Genomic DNA, 12,366 nt, shown 5'->3' with positions numbered 1-12,366 from the left:
ATTATGGACACTCGTTCTTCTACACGTTTAAACAAATATATTAGTGAAAGTGGTATTTGCTCAAGACGTGAAGCTGACCGTTATATTGAGCAAGGTAATGTATTTATTAATGGTAAGCGTGCAGGAATAGGCGACCAAGTTTTTTCTGGTGACGTGGTAAAAGTTAATGGGCAATTAATTGAGCCGCGTAATGAAGAAGATTTAGTGTTAATCGCTCTGAATAAGCCAGTCGGTATTGTCAGTACGACAGAGAGTGGTGAAAAAGATAATATTGTTGATTATGTTAATCACAGTACCCGAATTTTCCCAATTGGCCGTTTAGATAAAGACTCTCAAGGGTTGATTTTCCTCACAAACCATGGGGATTTGGTGAATAAAATTTTACGGGCAGGAAATTCCCATGAAAAAGAATATTTAGTTACTGTCAATAAACCCGTTACAGATGAATTTATCCGTGGAATGGGTGCTGGAGTACCGATTCTTGGCACAATGACTAAAAAATGTAAGGTTAAGAAAGAAGCCCCATTTGTTTTTAGAATTACTCTTGTGCAAGGGTTAAACCGTCAAATTCGTCGCATGTGTGAACACTTTGGTTTTGAAGTCACTAAACTTGAACGCGTTCGCATCATGAATGTTAGGTTGACTGGTATTCCTGTCGGGGAGTGGCGAGACTTAACAGATGATGAATTAATTGAATTATTTGATATGATGGAAAAATCTGAGTCAGATATTAAACCGAAAAAAACACAGAAATCAGTTTCTGCTAATAAAGGTAATACAAAGCAAGCATCGCCAAGTAAACCCAAAGTAAAAACAGAAAACCCGACACGTAAAAAGTTTACACAACCAGGTAGAAAAAAGAAAAAACGTTAACGTGCAGGTTTAATGAATAAGGCTGAATAAAAGAGTTGATTAATGCTCTTTATTATCGGCCTTTGTATTTTACAGAAAAATTAATTTCAAATGGTTTAATGCTATCTAGCAATATATTTTTTTACAGGTTTACTATCAGCCCAACATCTAACCAACTCTGTTGTGTTTTTTGCGCAATATTATTATCAAACAGTTTCTTAGCCGCACGGATCGTAGCATCAGCAAATTCGATAAATGTCGCTTTCTTTGTCACTCTATTGTCAGACACTGCTTCCAGCCAAATTTTACCGGCGATATCCCACGTATAGCCACCAAGGCTCTTAGCTAATAAGTAAAAGGCTCTATTTGGAATGCCTGAATTAATATGTACGCCGCCATTATCAACAAAAATAGGTAAATCTTGATATTGAGACATATGGCCAACTTGTGGATCTCTGACCTCATCAGAAAGATAATAAGCGTCGCCTGGATTTATCATCGAACGTAGGGCAGGTGCATTTATTTGGTCAATAAATAAATTTTCTCCAAGTAGCCAATTAGAGGTATTGGCTGTTTCATTATTTAAATATTGTTTGACCATAATCCCAAGTACATCTGCGACAGACTCATTAAGAGCACCAGACTGGAAAGAATATCTAAAATTAGCTTTTGAACTAATAAAACCATGAGCAAGTTCGTGAGCAATTATATCAATGTCGTTATAGAATGGGCCAAAAACGATTCCATCCCCGTCACCAAAGAAAATAGCTTGAGAATTCCAAAATGCGTTAGCGTAGTTTGTTCCATAATGAATAACCGCATTAATATCAGCAGAACAGCCAAAAATTTGGTCAATATTTAATTTTTCCTTGAAAAAGGTACGAATAACACCAATTGAATTAAATACTTGCCCAGCGGGTTTTGATGGTGCTTGAGTGTCTTCTTCGCACATAATTACCGCATAGTCATCATGTGGCATATGACTATCTGGAGAAAGCCCTGAACGCTCACAAATTGGCAGGTCAGAATGCCAGTGATGTTTATGTGGAATAGGGCGCTGAGCATCACGAATAAAACGGTTATAGCGCTTTCCTGTCGTATCTATAGGGCAAGATGAAAGATTATTGCGATGAAATAATGCATCTTCATGTGAATAGGTTCGGCTCATAATATCATTGATATGAGTGAGCGTTGATTTTAAGTCAGTATGACCTGCTTTAGTCACTAAATTGGCTAATAAGCAAGGTGAGAGTAAAGAACGGCCTAAAATTTGATTCATATTATAACTCCATTCAGTTGGGTGAAATGGAATCATAATCTGTTGTGATAATTTTGTAACTAGTTGATATATAAGCTTTAAAATCAATTGCTGTTATTTTATATTAGAAAGGTAGAACGGTTATCTTTCTACCTTAATTTATAAACTAATGTTATTAATTATGGCGAAACCCACTCTTTATTTAGGATTAAAAATTCAGTATAGAGAGCAGCTTCTTGGCTATTAGGTTCAGGATGATAGTCGTATTCCCAGCGGACAAGTGGTGGCATTGACATTAAAATTGATTCTGTTCGGCCTCCACTTTGTAAGCCAAATAATGTACCTCTGTCCCATACCAAATTGAACTCCACATAACGGCCACGACGATATAATTGGAATTGACGCTCTCGTTCACCCCATGAATGATCTTTGCGTTTTTCAACAATCGGCACATAGGCATCTAAAAAGCCATTACCAACGGCTTGAGTGAAGTTAAAACAGGATTCAAAACCCCCTTGGTTAAGGTCATCATAAAATAGCCCACCGACACCACGAGGTTCATTTCTATGCTTCAGGAAAAAGTATTCATCACACCAATTTTTATATTTAGGATAAACATCAGTACCATAAGGGCGGCATAAATCACGAGCAACAGTGTGCCAGTGGATGACATCTTCATGAAAGCCATAAAAAGGGGTTAAATCAAAACCGCCACCAAACCACCAAACAGGCTCGCAACCTTCTTTTTCAGCAATAAAGAAACGGACATTAGCATGGGTTGTCGGAATGTAAGGATTCAGAGGGTGAATGACGAGAGAGACGCCCATTGCTTGATAGCTACGACCAGCAAGTTCAGGGCGATGGGCTGAAGCAGATGCAGGTAATTTTTCTCCTTTAATATGAGAGAAATTAACCCCAGCTTGTTCAAATAATGCCCCTTTGGTTAATACTCGGCTACGACCCCCACCACCTTCAGAGCGTTCCCATGTTTGTTCTAGAAAAGTTTCCTTACCATCTAGCTCAGTGATTTTTTGACAAATAGCCTCTTGCAAGCTTTGCAAATAGGTTTTTATACGTTCAATATCTGGGTAATTCATTGTTTTATAATAGAACCATAGGTAAAAAATAATGGTTAAAGTATACCCTTTTGCTCGAAGAAAGGCATATTGAATATTGATTGTGTGGCAAAAGCAGAGATAATGGCAGAAAGATTAGTTTAAGCAGGCAAATGAGATGGAAATACGAGTCTTTCGACAAAGTGATTATGAAGACGTCCTGACATTATGGGAGCGTTGTTCTCTTAATGAATTTTCAGGGGATCCTGAACTCGATATTGAACGCAAATTACAGTGTGGAGCAGACTTATTTCTAGTGGCTGAAGTTGCCGGGGAAGTCGTTGGCACTATTATGGGGGGGGATGATGGCATTCGTGGTACTGCTGTTTACCTTGCCGTTCACCCTGAATACCGTGGCCGTGGTATTGCGAATGCATTAGTGAGTAGACTAGAAAAAAAACTGATCGCCAGAGGCTGCGGAAGAATCGAGCTGTTAGTGAGTGAAGAATCTGATGCTGCTATCTGTATGTTTGAAAAAATGTTGTATGAAGAAGAACAGCCTGAACGTTTAATTTATTCGAAAAAATTAACGCACGAAATGGATTTTTAAGTTAATTGACTATTTATTTAACTATTCATGGGAATGTTTTGATAAATAGATTGTCACAATATGCATTATGCGACTCATAAAAGAGGATGATATGTCCCAACATGCAAAGTTGAATAGAAATAATGGATTATCGCCGTTGTTGAAGGCTTCTCTACTCTGTGGAACAGTTCTGTTATCAGGGTGTGCGGGTGTGAAATTCTTTTCGCCATCGACTTGGTTTAGCGGCCCACTGGTGGTTTCTAGCTCAGGACTTGGTCAAGTGACTAGTTTTACACCAATGCAAGCGGATATCATTAAGAAACAACTTGATGACCGCTATACATTACGCAGCGGTATGCAAATGGAAAATGGGGATGTGGTCACAATTTTCCAAGGAATGGATGATAATGAAGTAAAATTAGAAATAGTTGGCCCAGAGCACGGCTATGTATCACGAATTATAGTGAGTGACCCCGATATTGCAACTGAATGGGGGCCAACAGTGGGTACTGAATTTAGTGAAATTTATCAAAAAGCATTCGGTATTTGCGGTCTAGGCGAGCGAGTCAATGACGTTCCAACCATTGAATGTAATTCACCGCAATCAAGTAAAGTGGTTTACCGTTTTACAGGTAAATGGCAAGGGCCAGAAGATTTAATGCCTTCAGATGATGACCTGAAAACATGGAAAATCTCGCAAATTATTTGGCATAAATAATCTCATTTCGTTAATAATATCGCCAGAACTATCTATACTGGCGATATCTTTCCATTAGTGTTTCTTTTTCCTTGTTTTCAAAGAAATTTACCCTTTCTTAAATTTTCTTTCTTATAATAGACCGGAAACCTATATTCCCTTGCGTTAAAACAAGGTGAACATCATAGCGATAAGATAAGATGTTAAAATCGCTTATATAAAAAATAGGTTATATAACATATTCATTTTACGAGGTTTACCGTATGTCTCATTCTCAAAGTGGTATTTTGAAAGAACATAGCCGTTTTGGTATTTTTATTGAAGCGCAAGTGCAAGAGGGATCTCTGGATGAAGTTAAGTCTGGATGTAAAAGCTTTGTCGAGGCTTTAACCAAATTACAAGCGCAATACCCAGATGATCGCCTTGGTGCAGTTATCGCGTTTGGCTCTGATATCTGGAAACAGCTCGGTAAGGCAAATACTGCTCCTGAATTGAAACCATTTCGCACTCTGGGTAAAGGGCTTGCTCCCGCCACTCAACGGGATATGTTTATTCATATTCAATCACTGCGCCACGATATTAATTTTTCTTTAGCACAAGCTGCTTTAAAAGCATTTGGTAAATCTATCTCTGTGGTTGAAGAAATTCATGGATTTCGTTGGGTAGATGACAGAGATTTAAGTGGTTTTATTGATGGAACAGAGAACCCGCAAGGGGAAGAAATTGCAGAGGTCACATTAATCGAAGACGGTGAAGATAAAGGCGGAAGCTATGTTTTAGTCCAACGCTATGAACACGATTTACGAAAATGGGATCGTTTTTCGGAACATGAACAAGAAAAAATGATTGGCCGTACGAAAAAAGATAGCGTTGAATTAGATGAAGATGCGCGCAATGTCACCTCTCATGTCTCACGCGTGGTGATAGAAGAAGAGGGTGAAGAGCTTTCAGTCATGCGTCACAGCTTGCCATATGGTACAGCAAGCGGCAAACATGGCTTATTCTTTATCGCTTATTGTGCAAGGTTACACAATATTGAACAGCAGTTACTCAGCATGTTTGGTGAAAAAGATGGCAAATACGATGATTTGCTGCGTATGACGAAAGCCGTTTCGGGGAGTTATTACTATGCTCCGTCGATTGAGACATTGACGTCTCTTTGATCAATAAGTTGCCGCAAGGATGCGGCGATTGATAATTATTTATGTAATCTATTATTTTCAATGTATTAATCGGTTTTTTTTAATTCTTTACGAGCTGCAACAGCAATAAAACCACTACGGCTACCATATTCAGGATTAACCTTCACTAAAGCATCAATACGATGTAATAAACGATGCGGCAAGGTGATATTAATACGCTCAGTACGGCCATCGTATTTATCCATATCGACATCCACAAATAACCATATCCCATGCGCATATTCAGGTTGTATTGGGTTCAATAGCGCTTGCTGAGATTTCGATAATGGGATCTCAAAGCCTTTTTCACTCAATAATTCAAAATGAGCATCAATTGCTGATTTTGCTTCTGCGTAAGCCTCTTCTATATTGCTGCCCGCGAATGTACATCCTTCAATATCAGGAAACCAGCCACTTGCGCTGCCATCATCATCAATTTCAATAAAGGCGGTATAAAGCATTAGGTTATCTCCATTAAAGATAGCGCTCATGCGTGAACGCTTTTCTTATTTAATGTTTTAGTTTCGCAGCCTTCAAAATGTGATTTAGTGTGCCTATCTTTAAATCTTTTTGTGGATGCGGAACAGTAATTACAATTGAAAAATGTGGGTGGGAAAACTGATGGTGACTTCCTTTTATTCTTTCAAGTTTCCAACCGTTTTTTTGCAGTATGTTTATCAGTTCCGAACTTTGCACGATCCCTCCATTTCGTTAACTGATATACACATAATACACACTCTGAAGAGCGCTTACAATATTTAAAGTTTGTGTTATGTGTATAAAAAAGAGAGAGGGGGAAAATGTTTAAGGTGTCTTTGCTTCGCTAAACTTAAAAATGAAACGCATTCATATCACTAACTAATTAAAAAATCAGTTAATTTTCCTGCTTATGACGTTCATTTCTTTGTTATTCTAATTTGATATATAAAAAGGTGATTGATAGCTACACAGTTATAACCAAAACATATACAGTGGTTCCAATGTCAGCCATTTGGGTTTAGTTACGAATAGGTGTGGAATGAAAAAATCATTTTTGAAAAAAACAGCACTAGCGAGTTTGGCAACGGTATCATTACTCGGAAGCTCACCATTAGTTGCAGCTGAACTGCTTAATAGCTCTTATGATATTGCCCGTGAATTATTTGTGGCGTTGAACCCTTCATTTGAAAAACAATGGAATGAAGCCCACCCTGACGACAAACTCACAATTAAACAATCACACGCCGGCTCATCAAAGCAAGCTCTGGCTATTTTACAAGGGCTGAAAGCGGATGTGGTGACCTATAACCAAGTCACGGACGTGCAAATTTTGCATGACAAAGGGAATTTGATCCCTGCAGACTGGCAAGCTCGCTTACCAAATAATAGCTCGCCTTATTATTCAACAATGGCGTTTTTAGTTCGTAAAGGAAACCCTAAAGGGATTAAAACGTGGGATGATTTAGTCCGTGAAGATGTTAAATTAATCTTCCCGAACCCAAAAACTTCAGGAAATGGCCGTTATACCTACCTTGCGGCATGGGGCGCTTTTAATCAAGAAAATAAAGATGATAAAGCAAAAACCCGTGAGCAAATGAAACAGTTTCTGAAAAATGTAGAAGTATTTGATACCGGTGGGCGTGGCGCGACGACGTCATTTATTGAACGGGGGCTCGGTGACGTCCTTATTAGTTTTGAATCAGAAGTGAATAATATTCGCTCTCAGTATGGTGAATCAGACTACGAAGTTATTGTACCGCCGGTGGATATCTTAGCGGAATTTCCCGTCGCTTGGGTCGATAAAAATGTACAAAAAAATGGTACTGAAGATGTCGCTAAAGCTTACTTAAATTATCTCTATAGCCCACAGGCCCAAGAAATCATCACTCAGTACAATTATCGAGTGAATGACAAAGCGGTGATGAGTGCGAATAAGGATAAATTCCCAGAAACTCAGTTGTTTACGGTTGAATCACAATTTGAGAGCTGGCCAAAAGTAATGGACGTTCATTTTGCCACCGGTGGGGAATTTGACCAATTAATGGCTGAAGGGCGCCGTTAATGAATCGTTCAGGAAAGCGTTTTTTGCCAGGCTTTGGGCTAACGCTAGGTAGCAGCCTTTTTTATACCTGCTTGATTTTGCTATTACCCATGAGCGCTTTGGTGATCCAATTATCGGAAATGACATGGCAGCAATATTGGGCTGTCATTAGTTACCCGCAAGTGGTTGCCGCGTACAAAGTGACGTTACTGTCTGCATTAGTCGCAAGTTTGTTTAATGCGGTGTTTGGCATGTTATTAGCGTGGATTTTAACGCGTTATCGCTTTCCTGGGCGTTTGTTTTTAGATGGTTTAGTAGATTTACCCTTTGCATTACCTACTGCGGTAGCGGGGCTGACATTGGCAACCCTGTTTGCAACCTCGGGCTGGTATGGGCAATATCTGCACCAGTTTGATATTAAAGTCGTCAATACTTGGCTGGGAATTGCGGTTGCGATGGCTTTTACCAGTATTCCGTTTGTTGTGCGTACGGTTCAACCTGTGTTGGAAGAGCTAGGCCCTGAATACGAAGAAGCTGCTCAAACCCTAGGTGCGAGCCGTTGGCAAACTTTTCGTCGAGTGATACTGCCAGAGCTTTCACCGGCCTTATTAGCCGGAACGGTTTTGTCCTTTACACGGAGTTTAGGCGAGTTTGGTGCCATTATATTTATTGCGGGTAATATTGCGTGGCAAACCGAAGTTGTCTCATTAATGATTTTTAGTCAGCTACAGCAATTTGATTACCCGGCAGCCAGTGCTGTGGCCTCAGTTATTTTAGCGGTTTCATTGTTACTTCTATTTAGTGTTAATTTAGTACAAAGCCGCTTTGGTAAACGGTTGGGGGGCAAGTAATGGCGCAAATTACACCAATTCACACTACTAGCCGTACCCAAATTAACTGGGGGAAATGGCTACTAATTGCGATAGGTTTATTGTTTTCGTTTTTACTATTAGTGATTCCAATTGTTTGGATATTTATTACTGCATTTCAAAAAGGGTTAGATGCCGTTTTACTGAATTTGGCAGACCCAGATATGCTACACGCTATTGGTTTAACAGTATTAATTGCTTTAATTACCGTTCCTGTAAATTTAGTTTTTGGCACCATGATGGCGTGGTTAGTGACACGATTTCAATTTCCTGGTCGCCAATTATTACTCACCTTGGTAGATATCCCGTTTGCGGTTTCACCTGTTGTTGCGGGTTTGCTGTACTTACTTTTTTATGGCTCGAACAGCTGGTTTGGTGGGTGGCTTGAAGGTTTTGATATCCAGCTAATGTTTTCATGGCCAGGTATGGCGTTAGTGACCATTTTTGTAACGTGTCCATTTGTCGTACGTGAGTTAGTGCCCTTGATGTTAAGCCAAGGTAGCCAAGAGGATGAAGCCGCGGTGTTACTGGGAGCGTCAGGATGGAAGATGTTTTGGCGTGTGACATTGCCCAATATCCGCTGGGCATTATTGTATGGCGTGGTTTTAACTAACGCCCGTGCAATCGGTGAATTTGGTGCGGTTTCGGTGGTTTCAGGAGCTATTCGTGGTGAAACATACACCTTGCCATTGCAAGTTGAACTATTACATCAGGATTATAATACAGTAGGGGCGTTTACGGCCGCAGGGATCTTAGCACTGCTGGCAATTATCACCTTAATACTTAAAAGTGCATTGCAGTGGCATTTAAGTCGCCAGCAATCTGAATCAGGAGTCCATTAATCATGAGTATTGAAATTGAAAAAATCGGTAAGTTATTTGGTAAAACCCAAGTACTCAGCGATATTTCACTGGATATTGCATCGGGTGAAATGGTTGCCTTATTAGGGCCTTCCGGTTCAGGAAAAACAACCTTATTGCGGATTATTGCTGGGCTTGAACAACAAAGTCAGGGGTTATTGCGCTTTCATGGTCACGATGTTAGTAAAATCCATGCGAAAGATAGGCATGTTGGCTTTGTATTTCAACACTATGCACTATTTCGCCACATGACAGTGTTTGATAATGTGGCATTTGGTTTAACGGTTTTACCCAGAAAGCAGCGCCCATCAGCTCAGTCTATTAAAGATAAAGTAACAAAATTGCTGGAAATGGTTCAACTCGCCCATCTGGCTTCACGTTACCCCGCGCAACTTTCAGGGGGGCAAAAACAGCGAGTGGCACTGGCAAGGGCTTTAGCCGTTGATCCACAAATTTTATTATTAGATGAACCTTTTGGTGCGCTTGACGCACAAGTGCGTATTGAATTACGCCGTTGGTTACGTCAATTACATGATGAATTAAAATTTACCAGTGTTTTTGTGACTCATGACCAAGAAGAAGCCATGGAAGTTGCAGACAGAGTGGTGGTGATGAGCCAAGGTCATATTGAGCAAGTTGGCACACCGAGCGATATTTGGCAGCGCCCAGAAACCCGTTTTGTGCTTGAATTTATGGGGGAAGTGAACCAAATTTCTGCCCACATCAAAGGTTCAACATTAAATATAGATGGCTATGAATTCCCCCTTAACCATACCAGTGTTCAACAAGGTGAAGTCGACGTATTTTTACGTCCCTGGGATATCTCATTACAAGCTGAAGTGGATGAACAGCACCGTTTACCTGTTAGAATTACGGAATCGGGGCCAAGAGGGCATTTTTGGCAATTAACCGTTCAACCATTAGGTTGGGGGAAAGAGCCTTTGTCAGTGATTTGGCAGTCCGAAAAAACGATACCAACGCGAGGTGAACGTTACTTTTTAGGTAGCCAGCAGGCAAAGATCTATCAAGGAGATCAGGCGTTAATTTTCCCACAACTTGCTGAAAGTGCATGAATATAAAACTCAATAACTTATAACACTAATAAATATATTATTGGTGTTATCTTTTCTATTACTTTCTAGGTATATGACCGATGATTAGACTTTATATTAAAAATATTTAGTCTATTTCCCCTTATGATCAAATCCACCATAACCAATTGATATAAAAGATTTATTTATCATATTTTTATATGAAATATAACTGGTAATTCTATAAACTTATTGTAATATAATATATCAATTAGCTATATCAGAAATAGTAATTAAGATAATCTATTTTTCTAATATTAATGTGAAGAGATTTCAATTTTCACATATCAATATTGGGGTAATATCTTATCTCTATTATTTCTTATTTATATATAAAAATTATAAGGATGGTAAAGTGTCGGCTCTGGAACAATTTATCGGTAATACCCCATTAGTAAAGCTTCAGCGTTTAACACAAGGGATTGAAGCTGAAATTTGGGTGAAGCTTGAAGGTAATAACCCCGCAGGTTCAGTGAAAGATCGCGCGGCATTTTCAATGATTAATGAAGCGCAATTACGGGGTGAAATTAAGCCAGGTGATACGCTAATTGAAGCAACTAGTGGAAATACAGGTATCGCGCTCGCGATGATAGCCGCAGTAAAAGGCTACAAACTGAAATTACTCATGCCAGATAACATGAGCAAAGAGCGGCAAGCTTCAATGCAAGCCTATGGTGCAGAACTCATTTTAGTGAGTACGGCTGTTGGTATGGAAGGTGCCCGTGATTTGGCTAAGGAAATGGAACAAAGAGGTGAGGGGAAAGTTTTAGACCAATTTAACAACCCTGATAACCCATTAGCTCATTTTAAAACAACAGGCCCTGAAATATGGCAGCAAACCAATGGTCGTATTACCCATTTTGTATCGAGTATGGGAACCACGGGGACCATTACCGGGGTAAGCCGCTATTTAAAATCCCAGTCAGATGATGTCCATATTGTTGGGTTACAACCTGCGGAAAAAAGCCAAATTCCGGGTATTAGGCGTTGGTCACCAGGTTACTTACCCGGTATTTTTGATGACTCATTAGTTGATAGTGTACTGGATATAAACCAGCAAGAAGCTGAAGAGACTATGAGAGCTTTAGCTAAAGTTGAAGGCATCTTTTGTGGAGTGAGCTCGGGTGGAGCGGTTGCCGGTGCGTTAAAAGTGGCGAAAGCTAACCCAGGAGCGGTTATTGTGGCAGTAATTTGTGACCGAGGAGACCGTTATTTATCAACAGGTGTATTTAATGAGTGAGATAATTTAATGGCAAGTTTGTGCTCAATAAAAAATCCCCACAAATGAAAAACCATCAGGCAAGGCCTGATGGTTTTAACTAAATATTGGCAGTTAAGTTATTTCTTAATACGCATGATGACAGTTTCACCGACTGTCACTGAGCCTGTCAGTTTGTTTAGTTCTTTGATTTCGTCCATATTAGAAATGACAACTGGCGTTAGAACAGATTTTGCTTTCTCTTCTAACAGCGCTAAATCAAACTCGATGATTAAGTCGCCTTTCTTCACAGTTTGGCCTTCTTCAGCGATGCGTTTAAAGCCTTCACCTTTAAGTTCAACGGTATCAATACCGAAGTGAACAAATAGTTCTATACCATCATCTGATTCAATAGAAAACGCATGGTTAGTTTCAAATATTTTACCAATTGTACCGTCTACAGGGGCAACGATTTTGTTACCTGCGGGTTTAATCGCAATACCATCACCAACAATTTTTTCTGCGAACACAACGTCTGGAACATCTTCAATATTGACAATCTCACCCGATAAAGGTGCGATAATTTCAATACTGCCACTGCTACTTTTGTCTTCCGAAACGAGTGATTTCAGTTTGTCAAACAGACCCATGGACCTTCTCCTAATCGTTTTATATGGGACCGAACTAATGTGCTGT

At 39.6% G+C, this 12,366-nt stretch carries 14 protein-coding genes; 9 read left to right on the top strand and 5 right to left on the bottom strand.

Going from position 1 to position 12,366, the window contains the following annotated elements:
- The first annotated feature begins 3 nt into the window (after positions 1–3).
- Positions 4–873, top strand: coding sequence for a 23S rRNA pseudouridine(2604) synthase RluF (rluF, locus tag M1F25_RS13890; RefSeq protein ID WP_094961720.1), 870 nt, complete (start codon positions 4–6; stop codon positions 871–873).
- Positions 874–994: 121 nt separating this feature from the next.
- On the opposite strand, the gene M1F25_RS13885 is transcribed toward rluF, so the two are convergent.
- Complete coding sequence (locus M1F25_RS13885) at positions 995–2,131, bottom strand: M4 family metallopeptidase (protein ID WP_168697634.1); 1,137 nt, start codon at positions 2,129–2,131, stop codon at positions 995–997.
- A 158-nt stretch (positions 2,132–2,289) separates the two neighbouring features.
- Complete coding sequence (hemF, locus tag M1F25_RS13880; protein WP_181488164.1) at positions 2,290–3,207, bottom strand: oxygen-dependent coproporphyrinogen oxidase; 918 nt, start codon at positions 3,205–3,207, stop codon at positions 2,290–2,292.
- A 136-nt stretch (positions 3,208–3,343) separates the two neighbouring features.
- On the opposite strand from hemF, the gene M1F25_RS13875 reads away from it, so the two are divergent.
- The 3 genes from M1F25_RS13875 (at position 3,344) to M1F25_RS13865 (ending at position 5,614) form a co-directional block, all read left to right on the top strand.
- The gene (locus tag M1F25_RS13875) at positions 3,344–3,775 is read left to right on the top strand and encodes a GNAT family acetyltransferase (RefSeq protein ID WP_181488162.1); all 432 of its coding nucleotides are present in this window, start codon (positions 3,344–3,346) and stop codon (positions 3,773–3,775) included.
- A 91-nt stretch (positions 3,776–3,866) separates the two neighbouring features.
- Positions 3,867–4,472 (top strand): RpoE-regulated lipoprotein, encoded by a 606-nt coding sequence (locus M1F25_RS13870; protein WP_050763802.1) that lies wholly within the window; start codon positions 3,867–3,869, stop codon positions 4,470–4,472.
- A 242-nt stretch (positions 4,473–4,714) separates the two neighbouring features.
- On the top strand, positions 4,715–5,614 hold the full coding sequence (locus M1F25_RS13865) for a Dyp-type peroxidase (RefSeq protein ID WP_094961722.1): 900 nt from the start codon (positions 4,715–4,717) through the stop codon (positions 5,612–5,614).
- 65 nt (positions 5,615–5,679) lie between these two features.
- Here M1F25_RS13865 and M1F25_RS13860 read toward each other — a convergent pair whose 3' ends face one another.
- Complete coding sequence (locus M1F25_RS13860) at positions 5,680–6,093, bottom strand: type II toxin-antitoxin system HicB family antitoxin (protein ID WP_181489706.1); 414 nt, start codon at positions 6,091–6,093, stop codon at positions 5,680–5,682.
- 49 nt (positions 6,094–6,142) lie between these two features.
- A complete protein-coding gene (locus M1F25_RS13855) occupies positions 6,143–6,328 on the bottom strand; it encodes a type II toxin-antitoxin system HicA family toxin (RefSeq protein WP_094961724.1) in 186 nt (61 codons plus the stop codon).
- Between the two features lie 322 nt (positions 6,329–6,650).
- Between M1F25_RS13855 and M1F25_RS13850 the strand changes: the two genes are divergently transcribed.
- The 5 genes from M1F25_RS13850 to cysM all read left to right on the top strand — a co-directional run bounded on the left by M1F25_RS13850 (position 6,651) and on the right by cysM (position 11,712).
- Positions 6,651–7,673, top strand: a complete 1,023-nt coding sequence (locus M1F25_RS13850; protein WP_094961725.1) for a sulfate ABC transporter substrate-binding protein — start codon at positions 6,651–6,653, stop codon at positions 7,671–7,673.
- Complete coding sequence (gene cysT, locus M1F25_RS13845; protein ID WP_004264883.1) at positions 7,673–8,503, top strand: sulfate/thiosulfate ABC transporter permease CysT; 831 nt, start codon at positions 7,673–7,675, stop codon at positions 8,501–8,503. The genes M1F25_RS13850 and cysT overlap by 1 nt, the downstream gene beginning before the upstream one ends.
- The gene (cysW, locus tag M1F25_RS13840) at positions 8,503–9,363 is read left to right on the top strand and encodes a sulfate/thiosulfate ABC transporter permease CysW (protein WP_004264881.1); all 861 of its coding nucleotides are present in this window, start codon (positions 8,503–8,505) and stop codon (positions 9,361–9,363) included. Before cysT ends, cysW begins: the two co-directional genes overlap by 1 nt.
- 2 nt (positions 9,364–9,365) lie before the next feature.
- Entirely contained in the window at positions 9,366–10,454 is a 1,089-nt protein-coding gene (gene cysA, locus M1F25_RS13835; protein WP_004264880.1) for a sulfate/thiosulfate ABC transporter ATP-binding protein CysA, read from the top strand.
- A gap of 373 nt (positions 10,455–10,827) precedes the next feature.
- Complete coding sequence (gene cysM, locus M1F25_RS13830) at positions 10,828–11,712, top strand: cysteine synthase CysM (RefSeq protein ID WP_140172328.1); 885 nt, start codon at positions 10,828–10,830, stop codon at positions 11,710–11,712.
- A gap of 98 nt (positions 11,713–11,810) precedes the next feature.
- Here cysM and crr read toward each other — a convergent pair whose 3' ends face one another.
- Positions 11,811–12,320: a PTS glucose transporter subunit IIA gene (gene crr / locus M1F25_RS13825; RefSeq protein WP_004264878.1), complete on the bottom strand. Its 510-nt coding sequence runs from the start codon at positions 12,318–12,320 to the stop codon at positions 11,811–11,813.
- Between the last annotated feature and the right edge of the window lie 46 nt (positions 12,321–12,366).

Origin of the sequence: Providencia sp. PROV109 (assembly GCF_033681625.1) — a bacterium.
Lineage (GTDB): Bacteria > Pseudomonadota > Gammaproteobacteria > Enterobacterales > Enterobacteriaceae > Providencia > Providencia hangzhouensis.
Note: the sequence above shows the minus strand (reverse complement) of the source record. Positions and strands in the feature narration are given on the sequence as shown.

Coding starts and splice junctions, on each gene's coding strand:
- rluF (WP_094961720.1), top strand. CDS start 4: ATGGACACTCGTTCTTCTACACGTTTAAACAAATATATTAGTGAAAGT.
- M1F25_RS13885 (WP_168697634.1), bottom strand. CDS start 2,131: ATGAATCAAATTTTAGGCCGTTCTTTACTCTCACCTTGCTTATTAGCC.
- hemF (WP_181488164.1), bottom strand. CDS start 3,207: ATGAATTACCCAGATATTGAACGTATAAAAACCTATTTGCAAAGCTTG.
- M1F25_RS13875 (WP_181488162.1), top strand. CDS start 3,344: ATGGAAATACGAGTCTTTCGACAAAGTGATTATGAAGACGTCCTGACA.
- M1F25_RS13870 (WP_050763802.1), top strand. CDS start 3,867: ATGTCCCAACATGCAAAGTTGAATAGAAATAATGGATTATCGCCGTTG.
- M1F25_RS13865 (WP_094961722.1), top strand. CDS start 4,715: ATGTCTCATTCTCAAAGTGGTATTTTGAAAGAACATAGCCGTTTTGGT.
- M1F25_RS13860 (WP_181489706.1), bottom strand. CDS start 6,093: ATGCTTTATACCGCCTTTATTGAAATTGATGATGATGGCAGCGCAAGT.
- M1F25_RS13850 (WP_094961725.1), top strand. CDS start 6,651: ATGAAAAAATCATTTTTGAAAAAAACAGCACTAGCGAGTTTGGCAACG.
- cysT (WP_004264883.1), top strand. CDS start 7,673: ATGAATCGTTCAGGAAAGCGTTTTTTGCCAGGCTTTGGGCTAACGCTA.
- cysW (WP_004264881.1), top strand. CDS start 8,503: ATGGCGCAAATTACACCAATTCACACTACTAGCCGTACCCAAATTAAC.
- cysA (WP_004264880.1), top strand. CDS start 9,366: ATGAGTATTGAAATTGAAAAAATCGGTAAGTTATTTGGTAAAACCCAA.
- crr (WP_004264878.1), bottom strand. CDS start 12,320: ATGGGTCTGTTTGACAAACTGAAATCACTCGTTTCGGAAGACAAAAGT.